Here is a 19,553-nt window from a genome sequence, read left to right as displayed (position 1 = left end):
CACCATCGGCGGGCTCAGCCGCCGTACGCCCCGCTCGCCGTCAGGCGCAGGGCGGTGTCGATCAGCGGAACGTGGCTGAACGCCTGCGGGAAGTTGCCCACCTGGCGTTTGCCCTTGGGGTCCCACTCCTCCGCGAGCAGCCCGAGGTCGTTGCGGAGCGAGAGCAGCTTCTCGAAGAGCTGGCGGGCCTCGTCGACCCGGCCGATCATCGCCAGGTCGTCCGCGAGCCAGAACGAGCAGGCCAGGAAGGCACCCTCCTCGCCCTCCAGACCGTCCACGCCCAGCTCGCCCTGGCCGGCCGTCGGGTACCGCAGCACGAAGCCGTCCTCGGTGGTCAGCTCCCGCTGGATCGCCTCGATCGTGCCGATGACCCGCTTGTCGTCCGGCGGCAGGAACCCGACCTGCGGGATCAGCAGGAGCGAGGCGTCCAGCTCCTGCGAACCGTAGGACTGGGTGAAGGTGTTGCGCTCCTTGTCGTAACCCTTCTCGCAGACGTCCCGGTGGATCGTCTCGCGCAGGTCCTTCCAGCGCTCCAGCGGGCCGTCGACGTCCCCGGACTCGATCAGCTTGACCGTGCGGTCCACCGCGACCCAGGTCATCACCTTGGAGTGGACGAAGTGCCGGCGCGGACCGCGGACCTCCCAGATGCCCTCGTCCGGCTCGTCCCAGTGCTTCTCCACCCACTGGATCAGCTTGATCTGCAGCAGCGAGGCGTAGTCGTTGCGGGCCAGGCCGGTCATGTGCGCCAGGTGCAGGGCCTCGGTGACCTCGCCGTACACGTCGAGCTGCAGCTGGCCCGCGGCGCCGTTGCCGACCCGCACCGGACGTGAATTCTCGTACCCGGGAAGCCAGTTGAGCTCGTTCTCGCCGAGCTCGCGCTCACCGGCGATGCCGTACATGATCTGCAGGTTGTCCGGGTCGCCGGCCACCGCCCGCAGCAGCCACTCCCGCCAGGCCCGGGCCTCTTCGCGGTAGCCGGTGCGCAGCAGCGAGGACAGGGTGATCGCGGCGTCCCGGAGCCAGGTGAAGCGGTAGTCCCAGTTGCGGACGCCGCCGATGCACTCGGGCAGGGAGGTGGTCGGCGCGGCGACGATCCCGCCGGTCGGCGCGTACGTCAGCGCCTTCAGCGTGATCAGCGAGCGGACCACGGCGTCGCGGTACGGGCCGTGGTACGTGCAGTGCTCGACCCACTCGCGCCAGAACTCCTCGGTGGCCTCCAGCGACCCCTCCGGGTCCGCCACGGCCGGCGGCTGGTGGTGCGAGGGCTGCCAGCTGATCGTGAACGCGATCCGCTCGCCCGGCGAGACGGTGAAGTTGGAGAAGGTCGTCAGGTCCTTCCCGTACGTCTCGACCTCGGTGTCCAGCCATACGGAGTCCGGGCCGGCGACCGCCACGGTCCGCTCGTCGATCTTGTGCACCCACGGCACGACCCAGCCGTACGCGAACCGCATCCGCAGCTCCGAACGCATCGGGACGCGGCCGCTGACGCCCTCCACGATGCGGATCACCTGCGGCGCGCCGTCCCGCGGAGGCATGAAGTCGATCACCCGGACGGTACCGCGCGGGGTGTCCCACTCGGATTCCAGCACGAGTGAATCGCCCCGGTAGCGGCGGCGGTCGGCGGGCTGCGGCCCGTCCTCGGAACCGGTCACCGGCCCCATCCGCCAGTAGCCGTTCTCCTCCGTGCCCAGCAGCCCTGCGAAGACCGCCGGCGAGTCGAAGCGGGGCAGGCACAGCCAGTCGACCGTGCCGTCCCTGCACACTAGAGCGGCGGTCTGCATATCGCCGATAAGTGCGTAGTCCTCGATGCGCCCGGCCACGTGCATCTCCCGTCGAACTGGAGTCACGCCCCCCATGGGACGTTGTGATCTGTCCGTCCTGCCCATGAAACGTCGCCGAGCAGCTGGACCGGAAATCGGGCTGGGGGTCCCATCCAGCGGTAGCTGGGGGAGGGAGTGCCTTCCCGGACGGCTCGTTGCGAGTGTCCGAGCAGGATACGACGCAGGCGGGTGATCCGCGCGACGCTCGCGACGAGTGAAGTGCTCCGAACGGGTGGCCTCCGTCACGTGACAGCGTCAACCCCTCCCCGTCACGCATCGTGACGGGGAGGGGTCGCACGAGGTTCCGGTGCGTGGCCGGGCGCGACCATGCCCGGGCGCTGATAGCCTGGTACCCCGTGGACCGGTGGGCCCCGGCAACATGTCACGGCACCCCCGACCGCAGCGACGGCACCCCTCACAGACGCGGGACGGCGCCGCTTCGCACCTCTCCACCTCGCGACCACGGGAGCTCCCTCTTGGCCATGCCAGCCAAATCCACGACGACCAAGCACCTCTTCGTCACCGGGGGCGTCGCCTCCTCGCTCGGCAAGGGGCTCACGGCCTCCAGCCTGGGTGCTCTCCTCAAGGCGCGCGGCCTGCGGGTCACGATGCAGAAGCTCGACCCGTACCTGAACGTCGACCCCGGAACGATGAACCCGTTCCAGCACGGCGAGGTCTTCGTCACCAACGACGGCGCCGAGACCGACCTGGACATCGGCCACTACGAGCGGTTCCTCGACGTCGACCTCGACGGTTCGGCGAACGTGACCACCGGCCAGGTCTACAACACCGTGATCGCCAAGGAGCGCCGAGGTGAGTACCTCGGCGACACCGTGCAGGTCATCCCGCACATCACCAACGAGATCAAGCACCGCATCCGGCGGATGGCGACCGAGGACGTCGACGTCGTGATCACCGAGGTCGGCGGCACCGTCGGCGACATCGAGTCGCTGCCGTTCCTGGAGACCGTCCGCCAGGTCCGCCACGAGGTCGGCCGGGACAACGTCTTCGTCGTGCACATCTCGCTGCTGCCGTACATCGGCCCGTCCGGTGAGCTCAAGACCAAGCCGACCCAGCACTCGGTCGCGGCGCTGCGCAACATCGGTATCCAGCCCGACGCGATCGTGCTGCGCGCCGACCGCGAGGTGCCCACCGCCATCAAGCGCAAGATCTCGCTGATGTGCGACGTCGACGAGGCCGCGGTGGTCGCCGCGATCGACGCCCCGTCGATCTACGACATCCCCAAGGTGCTGCACGCCGAGGGCCTGGACGCCTACGTCGTGCGCAAGCTCGACCTGCCGTTCCGCGACGTGGACTGGACCCAGTGGGCCGATCTGCTGGAGCGCGTCCACAACCCCGACCACGAGGTCAAGGTCGCACTGGTCGGCAAGTACATCGACCTGCCGGACGCCTACCTCTCGGTCACCGAGGCGCTGCGGGCCGGCGGCTTCGCCAACAAGGCCCGCGTCAAGATCAAGTGGGTCACCTCGGACGACTGCAGGACCCCGGCCGGTGCCGCGGCGCAGCTCTCCGACTGCGACGCGATCTGCATCCCCGGCGGCTTCGGCGACCGCGGTGTGGACGGCAAGGTCGGCGCGATCACCTACGCCCGCGAGAACAAGCTGCCGCTGCTCGGCCTGTGCCTGGGCCTGCAGTGCGTGGTCATCGAGGCGGCCCGCAACCTCGCCGGTATCGAGGGCGCCAACTCCACCGAGTTCGACCCGGCGACCGCCCACCCGGTCATCTCCACCATGGCCGAGCAGCTGGACATCGTCGCAGGTGAGGGCGACATGGGCGGTACGATGCGGCTGGGCATGTACCCGGCCAAGCTCGCCGAGGGCTCCATCGTCCGCGAGGTCTACGGCGACCAGGGGTACGTCGAGGAGCGCCACCGCCACCGCTACGAGGTCAACAACGCCTACCGCGGTGAGCTGGAGAAGAAGGCCGGGCTGCAGTTCTCCGGCACCTCCCCGGACAACAAGCTCGTCGAGTACGTCGAGTACCCGCGCGAGACCCACCCCTACCTCGTCGCCACCCAGGCGCACCCGGAGCTCCGCTCCCGCCCGACCCGCCCGCACCCGCTCTTCGCCGGGCTGGTGAAGGCCGCGGTCGCGCGCAAGACGGGCGCCGCGAAGTAGCACCCACCGGGCCGGTTACGGTTGCCGGGGCACGGCCTCTTCGGCGAGGTCGTGCCCCGGTTTCCGCGTTGTTAGAGGGCTCACACAGGAGGACGCGCCATGGCGATCAAGGACACCCCGGAGGAGTGGACGGTCACCGCCTCCACCACGCCGTTCACCGGGAACAAGACCAGCGTCCGCACCGACGAGGTCGTGATGCCGGACGGCGCCAAGGTCACCCGCGACTACCAGGTGCACCCCGGCTCGGTGGCCGTCCTCGCCCTCGACGACGAGGGCCGGGTGCTGGTGCTGAAGCAGTACCGCCACCCCGTGCGCATGAAGCTGTGGGAGATCCCCGCCGGGCTGCTCGACGTCCCCGGGGAGAACCCGCTGCGCGCCGCCCAGCGCGAGCTGTACGAGGAGGCGCACGTCAAGGCCGAGGACTGGCGGGTGCTGACCGACGTCTACACCACGCCCGGCGGCTGCGACGAGGCCGTGCGGATCTTCCTCGCCCGGGACCTGTCCGAGGCCGAGGGCGAGCGCTTCGAGGTCGCCGAGGAGGAGGCCGACATGGAGCTGGCGCGGGTACCGCAGGAGGAGCTGGTGCGCGGCGTGCTCGCCGGTGAGCTGCACAACAACTGCCTGGTCGTGGGCGTGCTGGCCCTCACCGCGGCGCAGCGCGGCACGGGCCTGGACGCGCTGCGGCCGGCCGATGCGCCCTGGCCGGCCCGCCCGTTCGAGGCCTGACCGCCCCCTGCCGCGGTCCGCGGGCGGCCGGCCCCGATCCGGTCGGGTGACCCAACCGCCCTGCTCCGCACGGCACGTGACGCCCCGTGAACTACGCTCGTAAGGGTTCCCGCCCGCGCCTGCGGCGGGTTCGTACGCGCAGGTGGACGGGAGCGTGACCGGTGACGGACCAGGCGGTGGGCACGGGGCGGCTCGCGCCTCAGACGGCGACGGCCCCCGCCGCCGCGGGCCGCACCCCCGCGGCCGGCTTCGCCGGGCGCCGCCGCGAGCTCAAGGCGCTGCACGCCGACATCGCCCGGGCCGGCCTGGACACCCTCTCGGGGCGCAAGGGCGCCCGCAGCCGGGTCCTGCTGATCGCCGGCCGCCCCGGCTCGGGACGCACCGCACTCGCCGAGCAGCTGCTCGGCGAGCTGGCCGGCGAGCACCCCGACGGGGTGCTGCGCGCCGCGCTGACCGGACCGGGCGGGGAGGTCGCCGACACCGGAAGCACCGCGCGTGAGCTGCTGACCGCGCTCGGTGCGGACGCCCCGCCGGGCGCCGACGGGGACGAACTGGCCGAGCGGCTGCGCGGGGCGCTCGCCGGCCGCCGCGCACTGCTCTTCCTCGACGACGCACCGGGCGCCGACGCCGTCGAACCGCTGCTCCCGGACGCCCCGGACTGCCTGGTCGTGGTCGTCTCCCAGGGGCCGCTGACCGGCATCACCGACGTCCGCCCGTGCACCCTGGGCGGGCTGGACGGCGCGGCCTGCGTGGAGATCCTGGAGCGCTACGCCGGGCCGACCCGGATCACCGTCGACCCGCGGACCGCCGACAGCGTCGCCGAGGAGTGCGGCGGCCAGCCCGCCGCGCTGATCCTGGCCGGCGCCTGGCTCGCCGCCCGCCCCAAATCGTCGGTGGCCGATCTCCACCAGGCGCTGCGGGCGGTCCCGGTGCCGCCGGACCTGCCCAGCGGCGCCCGCCCCCTCTTCCGGGCCTTCCGGCTCTCCTACGAGGCGCTGCCGGCGACCGCCGCCCGGATACTGCGGCTGCTCACCCTCGCCCCGGCCGGCCTCGTGGACGCGCACACCGCCTCCGCGCTGGCCGGCTGCTCGATGCCGACGGCCGCCGCCGCACTCGCCGACTTCGCCGTGCTCGGCCTGCTGCGGCCGGTCCCGGCGGACCCCGACGCCCCGCCCGCCGGCACCGGAACCGCGGACGCCGCGCGGCACCCGCAGTACCGCGTCCCCGGCTGCCTCGACCCGCTGCTGCGCGAGCAGCTCGAGGAGGCCGAGCGGCCGGCCGAGCTCCAGCTGGCCCGCGCCCGGGTGCTGGAGCGGACCGTGCGGCTGCTCCAGTCGTGTCGGGCGATGACCGAACCGGCCGGATCCACCGCCCGGCAGAAGGCCGCCGGACTGCCCCGGTCGCTGCGCTTCAGCTCCCGGGGCACCGCGGCGCACTGGCTGCGCAGCCGCCGCCCGGCGCTGCTCGCCGCCGCCCGCGCGGCCGCCGCGGACGGTCAACTCGACACCCTGGACCGGCGGTTGATGGCCGCGCTGACCCGTACCCTGCTCGCGCACCAGGGCGCCGAGGCGGCCGCGCCGGACCTCTATACGGTGCACGGCCTCGTGCTGCGGGCGGCCGAGCGGCGCGGGCTGGCGCGCGAGCGGGCCGCCGCGCTGTTGAACCTCGCGGACCTGGACAGCGGTGCGGGGCGGACGGCCCAGGCGCTCGGCCGTTACCGGGGTGCGCTGGAGGCGGCACGGTCGGTGGCGGACCCGGTGGCCACCGTCCGGGCCATGGAGTCACTGGGCGGTACGTATGCCGAGCTGGGGGACGGGGTGCGGGCCGCCGACTGGTACGGGCGGGCGCTGGAGCTGCGGCTGGCGCGCGGCGAGGCGGCGGACGCGGCGCGGGTGCACGGGCGGATCGGCGGGGCGCTGATGGCGTGCGGGCGGTGGGGGGAGGCGCTCAAGCAGTGGCGGGCGGCCGCCCGGACGTACCGCAGGCTGGGCGATCTCGCCGGCCAGGCGCGGGCGACCGGGGAGGCGGCGCGGGTCCAGGAGTACGCCGGACGCCCCGAGGAGGCGCTGCGGACCTGTCTGGAGGCCCTGGATCTGGTCCGCAAAACGGACGACACACGGCTCCAGGCGGCCCTCCAGCTGCGGATCGCGGACACCCTCGAACGGCTCGGGGACCCAAGCGCGGCAGGGCTCCACCGCGCCGCGGGGGAACGACTCCTGGAAGATCACCCGGAGTGACCTACGAAATCGGTGGTACCTCTCTCAAGATTTAATGCTTTGCAAGGCTAGACAACAGGAGCTCCTTCAATAGACTGGCTGGGCCGCGTACGGCGCGGTCAGTTCCGTCATGCATCGCATGAGGGGATAATTCCTCCTGCACCCTCTCTTTCAAGGACCGTGATCGACGTGAAGGTCGGCATCCCCCGCGAGGTCAAGAACAACGAGTTCCGCGTGGCCATCACGCCCGCCGGAGTCAACGAACTCGTCCGCCACGGCCACCAGGTCTTCATCGAGAAGGACGCCGGCCTCGGCTCCTCCATCACCAATGAGGAGTACGTCTCCGCCGGTGCCACCATCCTGGACACCGCTGACGAGGTCTGGGGCACCGCTGACCTGCTGCTGAAGGTCAAGGAGCCGATCGCGGAGGAGTACCACCGCCTCCGTAAGGACCAGACCCTCTTCACCTACCTGCACCTGGCCGCCTCCCGTGAGTGCACGGACGCCCTCCTGGAGTCCGGCACCACCGCGATCGCCTACGAGACCGTCGAGACGGCCGGCCGCCAGCTGCCGCTGCTCGCCCCGATGTCCGAGGTCGCGGGCCGGATCGCCCCGCAGGTCGGCGCCTACCACCTGATGCGCCAGGCCGGCGGCCGCGGTGTGCTGCCCGGCGGTGTCCCCGGTGTCGCCGCGGGCAAGGCCGTCGTCATCGGCGGTGGCGTCTCCGGCTGGAACGCGGTGCAGATCGCCGTGGGCCTCGGCTTCCACGTCACCCTGCTCGACAAGGACATCAACAAGCTCCGCGAGGCCGACAAGATCTTCGGCACCAAGGTGCAGACGATCGTCTCCAACGCCTACGAGCTGGAGAAGGCCGTCGTTGAGGCCGACCTCGTCGTCGGTGCGGTCCTGATCCCGGGCGCCAAGGCCCCCAAGCTCGTCACCAACGAGCTCGTCGCCAAGATGAAGCCGGGCAGTGTCCTTGTCGACATCGCGATCGACCAGGGCGGCTGCTTCGAGGACTCCCGTCCCACCACGCACGCCGAGCCGACCTTCGAGGTGCACAACTCGGTCTTCTACTGCGTCGCCAACATGCCGGGCGCGGTGCCGAACACCTCCACCTACGCGCTCACCAACGCCACGCTGCCCTACATCGTGGAGCTGGCGAACCGCGGCTGGGTCGAGGCGCTGCGCCGTGACCCGGCGCTGGCCAAGGGCCTGAACACCCACGACGGCAAGGTCGTTTACGGCCCGGTCGCCGAGGCCCACGGTCTTGAGTGCACCGAACTCCGCACCCTCCTGGGCTGAGACGTCAACGAAGCGCGTCAACGCTGAGCATCCGGCCGGGCCTTGTCGACAGGGCCCGGCCGGTGGCGTGTGTGACGCAGGGTGCACGCCGTTCCGGAACGTCGTCTCTCAACTCGCCGTGAACGTAACCCTTTAACCGATTCGCGCACCCCCGAAACATCGGTCCGATCCCGCTTGCGCCCTTGACATCGGGGGGTCCGGTTACCGACACATCGTGCCGGGTCCGGTGGATTGTGTTGCTGCGGACGCCCGACACGCCATAGAGTCGCCAACCGTCGGCATGGTGCCACGCTGACCTATCGATAAAGTTTCCTGGTCACGTCCAAGGAGGTAAGACGACTTGTGAATGAGTCGACATTTACTCCCGGGGGTGGTCAACCAGGAGCGGTTGCACGGGGCCAGGGTCCCTCGGGGTTCGAGGCTGTCGGCTCCGTCGCGATCCACACCTTCGCGGCCCATCAGAGCATTTCCACGACAGCCCACCAGAGCATGGACGGCCATCACGTGAACGCCATGGCCGGCGACCGGGGCAGTGGAGAACCCGCCCGTTTCGCCGACTACGACGACCTGCCCGAGGGGCACTTCTACGATCCGGACGCGGAGTACGAGCCGGACCCCGAATACGCCGCGACGCTCGCGCCGGACGCCGCGCGCCAGCGCCGCGAACGCGTCGGCCCGACCGGACGCCCGCTCCCTTACTTCCCCATCCCGGGACCACTGTCGGACCACGGCCCGGCCAAGATCATCGCGATGTGCAACCAGAAGGGCGGGGTCGGCAAGACCACCTCGACCATCAACCTGGGCGCCGCACTCGCCGAATACGGACGACGGGTGCTGCTCGTCGACTTCGACCCGCAGGGCGCCCTGTCGGTCGGCCTCGGCGTCAACCCGATGGAACTCGACCTGACGGTCTACAACCTGCTCATGGAGCGGGGCATGTCGGCCGACGAGGTCCTGCTGAAGACCGCGGTCCCCAACATGGACCTGCTGCCCAGCAATATCGATTTGTCAGCGGCAGAGGTGCAGTTGGTCAGCGAGGTCGCCCGCGAGTCGACCCTGCAGCGCGCCCTGAAACCGCTGCTGGCCGACTACGACTACATCGTCATCGACTGCCAGCCCTCGCTCGGCCTGCTCACCGTCAACGCCCTGACGGCGGCTCACAAGGTCATCGTGCCGCTGGAGTGCGAGTTCTTCGCGCTGCGCGGTGTCGCGCTGCTCACCGAGACCATCGAGAAGGTCCAGGAGCGGCTCAACCCCGAGCTGGAGCTCGACGGCATCCTCGCGACGATGTACGACTCCCGCACCGTGCACAGCCGCGAGGTCCTCGCGCGCGTCGTCGAGGCCTTCGACGACCACGTCTACCACACCGTCATCGGCCGTACGGTCCGCTTCCCCGAGACCACCGTCGCGGGCGAGCCGATCACCACGTACGCCTCCAACTCCGTCGGTGCCGCCGCCTATCGCCAGCTCGCCAGGGAGGTGCTCGCCCGGTGTCACGCCGAGTGAGTCTGCCGGGAGCCGACGAACTGTTCCGCACCACTGGGGGAGTGGCGCTGCAGCCCTCCACCCCCCGTCGTACGCCGGGGGGTTCGGCGGCCGCGGCCAACGGCGAGGCACCCCGGGTGCCCGCGCCGGCCGGCGAGCCCGACCCGGCCGCGGAGGGCCCGGAGGCGGCTCCCGCACGCCGGCGATGCACGGAGAACGACGGTACGGACGCACCGGCCACGGCCGGTGACGGCGGACCGGCCACCCCGCCCCCGGTGCCCCCGGTCGCCCCCGCGGCCGAGCACGGCGGGCGCGAGGCGGACGGCGCCGGCGGCGCGTCCCACCGCACCCGCGCCTCCCGGCAGGGCGCTCCGGAGGCCGGCGCGGCCGCCACCGCACCGGCCACCGGCCGCCGCCGCGGCACCCGGGGCGCCAACCGCCGCCCCAGCGGCCGGGAACGGCACGACGAGAAGATCACCGTCTATGTCTCCGCCGAGGAGCTCATGGACCTCGAACACGCGCGGCTGGTGCTGCGCGGCGAGCACGGCCTCGCCGTCGACCGCGGCCGGATCGTCCGCGAGGCGGTCGCCGTGGTCCTCGCCGACCTGGAGTCGCGCGGCGACGCCAGCATCCTGGTGCGGCGCCTGCGCGGCCGCTGAGCACCACCGGCCCCGCCGCGCGGCGCGTCCGCCGCGGTGCTGAAACGTCACATCGGGCGGCGCGGGATAGCCTGCCACCGCGATGCCGAACCATGACGAAACCCCTGCCCCCCGCGCCCGCCGACGACTCGGGCGCGGGCCGGGCGGGGAGCAGGAGGCGCCTGCGCTGCAGGTGCCCGCGGTGCAGGTGCCCGCGGTGCAGGTGCCCGCGGTGCAGGTGCCCGCGGTGCCGGGGGAGTCTCCGGTGGGGTCTCCTGAGCAGCTTGTTGCCGACGGCCATGCTGGGACCGACGCGGGGCCGACGACCGGCGACCGGGCCGGGCTTCCCCACGGGACCGGTGACGGGACCGCTGACGGGGCTCCCGTAGAGGTGGCCGATGAGACACCCGCGGGCCGGACGTTCGTAGAGGCCGGGGGTGGGGCCGGGGTCGCCACCGGAGCTGGAGCCGGGGCCTCGTGCCAGGTCGATGACGAGACCGGTGGTGAGACCAATGCCGGGACCAATGCCGGGACCGATGCCGAGACCGGTGGCGGGCCCGGCAGTGAGACCGGCAATGAGGCCCGTGGCGAGGCCGGCGGTGAGGCCAGGGGCGAGACCGGCAGTGAGACCGGCAGTGACGGGAAGTTCACGCTCCGGCTCGACAACTTCGAGGGGCCCTTCGATCTCCTGCTCCAGCTGATCTCCAAGCACAAGCTGGACGTCACCGAGGTCGCGCTGTCCAAGGTGACCGATGAATTCATGGCGCACATCCGGGCCATGGGACCGGACTGGGACCTCGACCAGACCACCGAATTCCTGGTCGTCGCCGCGACCCTGCTCGACCTGAAGGCGGCCCGGCTGCTGCCCGCCGCCGAGGTGGAGGACGAGGCGGACCTCGCGCTCCTGGAGGCCCGCGACCTGCTCTTCGCCCGGCTGCTCCAGTACCGCGCGTACAAACGGATCGCCGACATCTTCAGCGACCGGCTGGCCGTCGAGGCACGGCGCTACCCGCGCACCGTCGGGCTGGAACCGCAGCACGCGGAACTGCTCCCGGAGGTCGTGATCAGCATCGGCGCCGAGGGCTTCGCCAAGCTCGCGGTGAAGGCGATGCAGCCCAAGGCCAGGCCACAGGTCTACGTCGACCACATCCACGCGCCCCTGGTGAGCGTGCGGGAGCAGGCCGAGGTGCTGCTGGCGCGGCTGCGGGAGGCCGGCGGGGCCAGCTTCCAGCAACTGGTCGCGGACGCCCCCGACACCCTCACGGTCGTCGCGCGTTTCCTGGCCCTTCTGGAGCTCTACCGCGAGCGGGTGGTGGCCTTGGACCAGGAGGAGGCCCTCGGGGCGCTCACGGTGCGCTGGACGGGCGCGGAGGGGGCAGTACCGGTCGTCACCGACGAGTTCGACCAGGAACCGGCCCAGCAGGAACCGGGCCGACACGAACCAGGCCGACAGGTACCGGGCCGGCACGAACAGGGCGGGCCCGGACCAGGCAGGCAGGAACAGCAACCGGAGCGGCAACAGCAACCGGAGCGGCAACAGGTACCGGGGCGGGCCGGGCGAGCGGAAGAGGAGCAGGCATGAGCGGCGTGCCCGAGGGCGACGCGTACGGCGTGCAGCCGTACGACATCAACGCCTACGACATCGCCGCGTCCGGCGGTGTCGACGCGTACGAGGTCACGGAGGCCGGGGCGGGCGGCGGGGGGCCGGCGGAGCGTCCGGGGCCGCCGGCCGGGGCGCTCGGCGTCGCCGAGCTGGAGCTCAAGCCGGCGCTGGAGGCGGTTCTCATGGTCGTCGACGAGCCGGCGACCGAGGAGCACCTGGCCAGGGTCCTGCAGCGGCCCCGCCGCGCGGTCGCGCTGGCGCTGCGCGAGCTGTCCGACGACTACGCCCGCGAGGGCCGCGGATTCGATCTCCGGCTGGTCGCCGGCGGCTGGCGGTTCTACTCCCGGGCCGAGTACGCGGACGCCGTGGAGAACTTCGTCCTGGACGGCCAGCAGGCCCGGCTCACCCAGGCCGCCTTGGAGACACTGGCCGTGGTCGCGTACCGTCAGCCGGTCAGCCGTTCCCGCGTCTCGGCCGTTCGCGGTGTGAACTGTGACGGCGTGATGCGCACGCTCCTCCAGCGCGGCCTGGTGGAGGAGGCGGGGACGGAACCTGAAACAGGTGCGATCCTGTACAGGACGACGAACTACTTTTTGGAGCGGATGGGCCTGCGCGGCCTGGACGAGCTCCCTGAGCTCGCACCGTTCCTCCCGGAGGCGGACGCGGTCGAGGGCGACTCCCCGGAAGGTATCCCGTCGTTCGACGTAGACGACAGCGGCGACTCTCAGACGGATCATTGATGCGAAGCAGCGGCAGGAACAGCAGGGACAGCGGACGCGGCAACTACCGCGGCGCGGGTGGGGGCAGCTCCCAGCCGAAGGCTGGGGGAAAGAAGGACGAGAAGCAGCAGCGCGCCGGCCGCCCCCGTCCCGAGGAGCGCCGCTACGACGTGGGCGGATCCGGGAGCGCGGGCGGCGCCAAGGACGAGCGCCGGGGCGGCGGCCCCAAGGCGGGCGGCAGCCGGGGTGCGGCGGCCCGGGGCGGCGCCAAGGGCGGTCCGCGTACCGGTGCCAAGACCGGGGGCCCGGGCGGCAAGGGCGGCCCCCAGCGCGGCCGCGGCCAGGCGCCCGCCCGGCCTCGCGAGTACGACGCCCAGGTCGAGGAGCGCAACCGCGCCCGGCACAACAAGCCGCAGATCAAGACCCCCAAGACGTTCGACGAGCAGGAGGGCGAGCGGCTCCAGAAGGTGCTGGCCCGGGCCGGCATGGGCTCGCGGCGGGCCTGCGAGGAGCTGATCGACCAGGCGCGGGTCGAGGTCAACGGCAAGATCGTCATGGAGCAGGGCGTCCGGGTCGACCCGGAGAAGGACGAGATCAAGGTCGACGGCCTGACGGTCGCCACCCAGTCGTACCTGTTCTTCGCGCTGAACAAGCCGGCCGGTGTCGTCTCCACGATGGAGGACCCCGACGGCCGCCAGTGCCTGGGCGACTACGTCACCAACCGCGAGACGCGGCTGTTCCACGTCGGCCGGCTCGACACCGAGACCGAGGGCATCATCCTGCTCACCAACCACGGTGAGCTGGCCCACCGCCTGACGCACCCGCGCTACGGCGTCAAGAAGACTTACCTGGCCGCCATCCAGGGCCCCCTCCCGCGCGACCTGGGCAAGCAGCTCAAGGACGGCATCCAGCTGGAGGACGGCTACGCCCGTGCCGACCACTTCCGGGTCGTCCAGCAGACCGGCAAGAACTACCTCGTCGAGGTGACCCTCCACGAGGGCCGCAAGCACATCGTGCGCCGCATGCTGGCCGAGGCCGGCTTCCCGGTCGACAAGCTGGTACGCACGGCCTTCGGCCCGATCTCCCTGGGCGACCAGAAGTCCGGCTGGCTGCGCCGCATGACCAACACAGAGGTCGGCATGCTGATGCGCGAGGTCGAGCTCTAGCCCCCACCCACGGCCCAGCGGGCCCGCCTGCCCTTTGGGGTGGGCGGGCCCGTTCGTGGTTTTGGGGCGGGGCGCCGGGCGGTGCTTGGTTTTGGGGGCGGGGTGGGGTGGGCCCGTGCTTGGTTTTCGGGGTCGGCGTCGGTGGCCGCGCCTGGGTTTGGGGTAGGGCGTTGGGGGAGGCTGTGCCTGGGTTTGGGGTAGGGCGTTGGGGGAGGCTGTGCCTGGGTTTGGGGTGGGGCGTCAAGGGTCCGTGCTTTGACTTTCGGGCTGGGGCCTCGGGGCCGTGCCTGGGTTGCGCGGCGGCGTGCCCGGCATCGGCGTATGGCGTTCACGGCGGGCGCCCGGAATCCGGGGCCGGAACCGTTGCGCGCGCCGGAACCTCACCACCTCACCCGCCCACCCGCGAAGGGGGGTGGGCGGCGGGGAAAAAGAGGTAGCAGAGGGTGGGTCAGATGCACATGGCTCCACCGGGCGCGCCGAAAAAGGCCGCTCCACCAGACCGGGCAGTCACGTCGCTCTTACAGGATGCGCAGAGCATGCCGCCGCACTACGCCATCGAAGGAACGCCACTCACCTGGGCGCCCGAGCGCGTCAACTGGCTTGCGATGGCGGCCCGTCACCCCTTAACGTCACCATGACGATTAAGGGGTGGTTTTTCATGAGGAACGCGAGCTCCACAGGCTCGGTATCCGGCACGGGTACAGGTACGGGCGCGGCCATCGGCGCGCTGGTCGGGCTGGCGCTCGGTGATGCGCTGGGCTTCCCGACCGAGTTCAACGACGTACCGGCGATCGAGGCCAAATTCGGCCCCTGGCGGCAGATGGCACTGCCCGACCCCGCCTTCGTCACCGACGACACCCAGATGACGCTGGCACTGGGACGCGGTCTACGGGCGGCCATGGACGCCGGTGAGCTGACGCCGGCGCGGCTCGTCGGGCCGGTGCGTACCGAGTACGTCGCCTGGTGGCGCTCGCCCGACAACAACCGTGCACCCGGTAATACCTGCCTGCGCGCCTGCCAGCTGCTCAGCGACGAGGACCGCCCCTGGGCCGAGGCGAGCCAGATCGGCTCCAAGGGGTGCGGCGCCAACATGCGGGTCGCGCCCATCGGGCTCGCCCCGGGACTGAGTGCGCAGCAGCGTTCCGGCGCCGCCCAGCTCCAGTCCGCGCTGACCCACGGCCACCCGACCGCTCTCGCCGCGAGCGACCTCACCGCGTACGCCGTGCGCGCCCTCGCCGACGGCACTACCCCCGCGGAGCTGCCCGCCCTGCTCCGTACGTACGCGCACAACCAGCGGACCGTCTACCGGGAGGACTGGCTCGGGGATCTGTGGCAGCGCGCCCAGGACGCCTCCGCGGCCGCGTTCATCGCCCGCGGCTGGGACGACTGCCTCGGCGTCCTGGACCGGCTGGACGCGGCGCTCGCCGCCCCGGACCGGGAGGCCGACCCCTGCCTGGCGACCGGCGCCGGCTGGATCGCCGAGGAGGCGCTGGCCACCGGCCTGCTCTGCTTCCTGCTCTTCCCCACCGAACCGCTCACCGCCCTGCGCCGGGCCGCCTGCACCTCGGGCGACTCCGACTCGATCGCCTGCCTCACCGGTGCGTTCGCCGGCGCCCATCTGGGCGCCGGCGCATGGCCCGCGGACTGGGCCGCCCGCATCGAGTACCGCAGCGAACTCCTTTCCCTGGCGGAGGGGTTCTGACCCCACGTACCCGTCTTTCCCGCCGTGCCGCTGCGCTTTGCGGCGCCTCCCACGTACTTGGCCGTCCCGTCGCGGGGCTTGGTCGCCGTGGCGCTTTGCGGCGCCCCGTACGTAGCTGGCCGTCCCGCCGCGGGTGGTCTCGCCGTTGCGCCTGCGGCGGGCTGGGTTGTTGTTGGGTGCGGTGACAGCCCTACAGACTTCGTCCTCCGGTCTGTCCCCTCCCGTTGGGGGAGTGGGAAGAGGGCGGTGGGGGTGGGCGTTGGGGGTATAAGGGGGCCTGGGGACCCGTAGGGGTTGGTCGAACGGATCCCGTAGGGGTCGTGAGGGCCCCCTGCGGGGCCACAACTCAACGGGCGGGGCGAGGTATTCCCGAGATCTCATGACGCGAGGTGCGTGCTCGACGACGCGCGCCCCCACTTACCCGCACACTCCCTCAACGGGAGGGGACGGGCCGGAGGGGCCGGTGTTTGGGACGTAAAGCGTCAGCAGTCCCAAACACCGGCCCCGGAGGCCCGTCACCGCACCCGACACCCACCCAGCCCGCCGCAGGCGCAACGGCGAGACGCCCCGCGGCGCCACAGATTGCTACGTGCGGGGCGCCGCAAAGCGCAACGGCGAGCGAGCCCCGCGGCGGGACAGCCAGGTACGTGCGGGGCGCCGCAAAGCGCAACGGCGAGCGAGCCCCGCGGCGCCGCAGACGGGTACGTGGGAAGGCTCAAGCAAGCGCTGAGGAGCGACGAGCCCGGAACAAGAAGTCCGCCACCCGGGCCCGGTCCGGTTCGGGTGGGAGGGGGGAGCCGGACACCGCCGCGTCGGCCTCCTCGGCCAGGTGGGCCATCCGTCGTTCGACCGCCTCCCAGGGCACCTCGCCCCGCCGGACCGCCAGCAGCTCGGTGCGGTCGTCGCCGACGTCCAGCGTGAGCGCGCCCGTACGCAGCAGATCGCGGGCGCTCGCCAGCAGGCGCAGCAGATGCATGGCGTGCTTCCAGCGGGGCGCCCCGTGGCGTCGGAGATCCGCCCGCAGTTGCTTGAGCTGCCCGGTGGCGTAGCCGGTGAACGTGCGGTGGACCTGGCGGGAGAGGAACGCCGCGCGCAGCGACAGCAGCTCGTGGCCGGTGGCGTCGATGCGCTCCACGAAGGGGGAGTGCAGGCACTCCAGGGCGGTGGGGTTGGCCCGCAGCGCCAGTTGGCAGAAGCGTTCCAGCTCCCAGGAGAACTCCTCCTCGCGCGGCCCCTCCACATGGGTCGGCGGCTTCTCGAAGCCCCAGAACAGGCGGGTGGGGGCGAGATACACCCCGCGCCGGTCGGTGTCACTGCTCCCGGTCGCCAGCCCGAAGGCCCGCGAGCCCATCACGCAGGCGTAGACGGTGTGCTCGGTGACCAGGGCGTGGTCTGCGGCAGCTGCGGACATGGCGGCGATTGTCGCTGGTGGGAGGGGGAATGTCACCAGGTTTGCGGCGGGCGGCCGGGACCGGTCCGGTGCGTTCCGGCCGGGCCGGGCGCCGGGCGGTGCGCGGGGCCGGGCGGGCGGACGGCCGTCGCGTACGCGATGTCGGTGCGGCTGGTTACGCTGAGCAGTGAAGCGCACGGGTGTGTGGCGGGGTTCGAGGACGCAGGGGAGCAGTGACGTGGCGGTACGAGCGGTCCGCGGGGCCGTCCAGCTGGAGCGGGACGACGCGGAGCACATGCAGGAGCAGGTCGGTGAGCTGCTCACCGCCATCCTGGAGCGCAACGGACTGCTCGCGGACGACCTGATCAGCGTGTGGTTCACGGCCACCCCGGACCTGCACAGCGACTTCCCGGCCGCCGCCGCGCGCGCCCTGGGCATCGCGGACGTCCCGCTGATCTGCGCCCAGGAGCTGGACGTCGACGGCGCCATGGAGCGCGTGGTGCGGGTGCTCGCCCATGTGGAGACCGAGCTGTCCAAGACCGGGATCGCCCACGTCTACCTCGGCGCCGCCGGGGCGCTGCGAAAGGACATCGCGCAGTGAGGACCGCACTCGTCATCGGAACCGGCCTGATCGGCACCTCGGCCGCGCTCGCCCTCGGCGCACGCGGCGTGCAGGTCTACCTGGAGGACCACGACCAGGCCCAGGCCCTGACCGCGGCCGCGCTCGGCGCGGGCACCGCCGAGGCGCCCCCGGGGCCGGTCGATCTGGCCGTGGTGGCCGTGCCGCCGGCCCATGTCGCGTCGGCGCTCGCCGATGCCATACGGCGCGGGGTGGCCCGCGGGTACATCGACGTGGCCAGCGTCAAGGGCGGCCCGCGCCGTGAGCTGGAGGCGATGGGCTGCGACCTGAGCGCCTACCTGGGCACGCACCCGATGGCCGGCAAGGAGCGCTCCGGCCCGCTGGCCGCCACCGCCGACCTCTTCGAGGGCCGCCCCTGGGTGCTCACCCCGGCCCCCGGCGGCGACACCGAGGTGCTCAACCTCGCCCTGGAGCTGGTCGCGCTCTGCCGGGCCGTCCCGGTCGTGATGGACGCGGACGCCCACGACCGCGCCGTCGCCCTCGTCTCGCACACCCCCCAGCTGCTCTCCAGCCTGGTCGCCGCCCGCCTCAAGGGCGCCGACGAGACCGCCGTCCGGCTCTGCGGCCAGGGCATCCGGGACGTGACCCGGATCGCGGCCTCCGACCCGGCGATGTGGATCGACATCCTCTCCGCGAACCCCGGTCCGGTCGCGGACGTGCTCGCCGAGATCGCCGCCGACCTGGACGAGACCGTCCGGTCCCTGCGCTCCCTGGAGTCCGCAGACGAGGAGAAGCGCGGCGGCGGCGCCAGCGGCATCGAGGACGTCCTGCGGCGCGGCAACGCCGGCCGCGAGCGGGTCCCCGGCAAGCACGGCGCCGCCCCGGCCGCGTACGAGATCGTCGCCGTGTACATCGGCGACCAGCCCGGCGAGCTGGCCCGGATCTTCGCCGACGCCGGCCGTGCCGGGGTCAACATCGAGGACGTCCGCATCGAGCACGCCACCGGGCAGCAGGCCGGTTTCATCCAGCTGATGGTCGAGCCGAAGGCGGTCCCGGTGCTGACCGCGGAGCTGCGGGAGCGGGGCTGGTCCATCCGGCAGTGACGTCCCGGTTCCCTCCGGCGGTGACGTCCCGGGTCCGCCCGGCCGGGACGCGGTGGACGGCGCCGTCCGGGTGAGCCAGTAACCTTGGGCGGGGCCCTCATGGCCCTTGGACCCGCCCCGTGTACCAGAAAGGTGTTCGTCACCGTGGAAACCGCCGCCCGGACCGCCCCGGCTGCAGTGATTGTCGCCATCGACGGCCCCGCAGGCACGGGCAAGTCCAGCACGTCCAAGGCCGTCGCCGCCAAGCTGGGCCTCGGCTACCTCGACACCGGCGCCCAGTACCGCGCGATCACGTGGTGGATGCTCAACAACGGCATCGATGTGAACGACGCCACGGCAGTGGCCGACGCCGCCGCCAAGCCCGCGATCGTCTCCGGTACGGACCCGGCCGCCCCGACCATCACGGTCGACGGCCTGGACGCCGCGGGCCCGATCCGCACCCAGGAGGTCACCGCCGCGGTCAGCGCCGTCAGCGCGGTCCCCGAGGTGCGGTCCCTGATCACCGACCTGCAGCGTTCCATCGCCACCGCGGCCCCGAACGGCATCGTCGTCGAGGGCCGGGACATCGGCAGCACGGTCCTGCCCGACGCCGACCTCAAGGTCTTCCTCACCGCCTCGCCGGAGGCCCGGGCGGCCCGCCGCAGCGGCGAGCTCAAGGGCAAGGAGGCCGCGGACCTGGCGGCCACCCGCGAGGCGCTGATCAAGCGGGACACCGCCGACTCCTCCCGTAAGACCTCGCCGCTGGCCAAGGCGGACGACGCGGTCGAGGTGGACACCACCGAGCTCACCCTCGACCAGGTCATCGAGTGCGTGGTCACCCTCATCGAGGGCGCCAGCGCCGAAAAGGCGGGACTCGCCCGGTGACCGACACGGGGGCACCGAGCGCCACCGGCGCCGGGGCCGGGCAGGCGTCCGGCGTCCCGAGCGCCAGCGGTGCCGCGGTCGGCCGGCGGATCGGCATC

The 19,553-nt window shown here is 72.3% G+C and carries 15 protein-coding genes; 13 read left to right on the top strand and 2 right to left on the bottom strand.

The window, feature by feature from the left end; translation table 11 throughout:
• Positions 1-14: 14 nt before the first annotated feature.
• Entirely contained in the window at positions 15-1,826 is a 1,812-nt protein-coding gene (locus tag ACGF4C_RS29290) for a glycoside hydrolase family 15 protein (protein ID WP_393570109.1), read from the bottom strand.
• Positions 1,827-2,302: 476 nt separating this feature from the next.
• Between ACGF4C_RS29290 and ACGF4C_RS29285 the strand changes: the two genes are divergently transcribed.
• The 10 genes from ACGF4C_RS29285 (at position 2,303) to ACGF4C_RS29240 (ending at position 15,518) form a co-directional block, all read left to right on the top strand.
• Positions 2,303-3,958 (top strand): CTP synthase, encoded by a 1,656-nt coding sequence (locus tag ACGF4C_RS29285; RefSeq protein ID WP_362148902.1) that lies wholly within the window; start codon positions 2,303-2,305, stop codon positions 3,956-3,958.
• A 99-nt stretch (positions 3,959-4,057) separates the two neighbouring features.
• A complete protein-coding gene (locus ACGF4C_RS29280; RefSeq protein WP_030416500.1) occupies positions 4,058-4,684 on the top strand; it encodes an NUDIX hydrolase in 627 nt (208 codons plus the stop codon).
• A gap of 161 nt (positions 4,685-4,845) precedes the next feature.
• Positions 4,846-6,921, top strand: a complete 2,076-nt coding sequence (locus tag ACGF4C_RS29275) for a tetratricopeptide repeat protein (RefSeq protein ID WP_393570059.1) — start codon at positions 4,846-4,848, stop codon at positions 6,919-6,921.
• Between the two features lie 168 nt (positions 6,922-7,089).
• The gene (gene ald / locus ACGF4C_RS29270; protein WP_362148916.1) at positions 7,090-8,205 is read left to right on the top strand and encodes an alanine dehydrogenase; all 1,116 of its coding nucleotides are present in this window, start codon (positions 7,090-7,092) and stop codon (positions 8,203-8,205) included.
• Between the two features lie 489 nt (positions 8,206-8,694).
• A complete protein-coding gene (locus tag ACGF4C_RS29265) occupies positions 8,695-9,711 on the top strand; it encodes a ParA family protein (RefSeq protein WP_030416497.1) in 1,017 nt (338 codons plus the stop codon).
• Complete coding sequence (locus ACGF4C_RS29260) at positions 9,696-10,349, top strand: hypothetical protein (RefSeq protein WP_393570056.1); 654 nt, start codon at positions 9,696-9,698, stop codon at positions 10,347-10,349. The genes ACGF4C_RS29265 and ACGF4C_RS29260 overlap by 16 nt, the downstream gene beginning before the upstream one ends.
• 370 nt (positions 10,350-10,719) lie before the next feature.
• Complete coding sequence (locus ACGF4C_RS29255) at positions 10,720-11,910, top strand: segregation/condensation protein A (RefSeq protein ID WP_393570054.1); 1,191 nt, start codon at positions 10,720-10,722, stop codon at positions 11,908-11,910.
• Positions 11,907-12,671 carry an SMC-Scp complex subunit ScpB gene (gene scpB, locus ACGF4C_RS29250; RefSeq protein ID WP_393570051.1) on the top strand — a complete coding sequence of 255 codons (765 nt, stop codon included), beginning with the start codon at positions 11,907-11,909 and terminating at the stop codon, positions 12,669-12,671. Before ACGF4C_RS29255 ends, scpB begins: the two co-directional genes overlap by 4 nt.
• Positions 12,671-13,816, top strand: a complete 1,146-nt coding sequence (locus ACGF4C_RS29245; RefSeq protein WP_393570049.1) for a pseudouridine synthase — start codon at positions 12,671-12,673, stop codon at positions 13,814-13,816. Before scpB ends, ACGF4C_RS29245 begins: the two co-directional genes overlap by 1 nt.
• A gap of 658 nt (positions 13,817-14,474) precedes the next feature.
• Positions 14,475-15,518, top strand: coding sequence for an ADP-ribosylglycohydrolase family protein (locus ACGF4C_RS29240; RefSeq protein WP_393570047.1), 1,044 nt, complete (start codon positions 14,475-14,477; stop codon positions 15,516-15,518).
• A 715-nt stretch (positions 15,519-16,233) separates the two neighbouring features.
• Here the strand turns inward: ACGF4C_RS29240 and ACGF4C_RS29235 are convergent.
• Complete coding sequence (locus tag ACGF4C_RS29235) at positions 16,234-16,929, bottom strand: DNA polymerase beta superfamily protein (RefSeq protein WP_393570045.1); 696 nt, start codon at positions 16,927-16,929, stop codon at positions 16,234-16,236.
• Positions 16,930-17,146: 217 nt separating this feature from the next.
• Here ACGF4C_RS29235 and aroH point away from each other — a divergent pair, with 217 nt between their 5' ends.
• From aroH to cmk, 3 genes are all read left to right on the top strand, one after another.
• A complete protein-coding gene (gene aroH, locus ACGF4C_RS29230) occupies positions 17,147-17,509 on the top strand; it encodes a chorismate mutase (protein WP_393570043.1) in 363 nt (120 codons plus the stop codon).
• The gene (locus ACGF4C_RS29225; RefSeq protein WP_030417225.1) at positions 17,506-18,591 is read left to right on the top strand and encodes a prephenate dehydrogenase; all 1,086 of its coding nucleotides are present in this window, start codon (positions 17,506-17,508) and stop codon (positions 18,589-18,591) included. Before aroH ends, ACGF4C_RS29225 begins: the two co-directional genes overlap by 4 nt.
• A 99-nt stretch (positions 18,592-18,690) precedes the next feature.
• The gene (gene cmk, locus ACGF4C_RS29220) at positions 18,691-19,455 is read left to right on the top strand and encodes a (d)CMP kinase (RefSeq protein ID WP_393570040.1); all 765 of its coding nucleotides are present in this window, start codon (positions 18,691-18,693) and stop codon (positions 19,453-19,455) included.
• Positions 19,456-19,553: the final 98 nt, after the last annotated feature.

Source organism: Streptomyces sp. NPDC048197, from assembly GCF_043202395.1.
In the GTDB taxonomy this organism is placed as follows: Bacteria; Actinomycetota; Actinomycetes; order Streptomycetales; family Streptomycetaceae; genus Streptomyces; species Streptomyces siderophoricus.
This window is presented reverse-complemented; position numbering and strand designations above follow the sequence as displayed.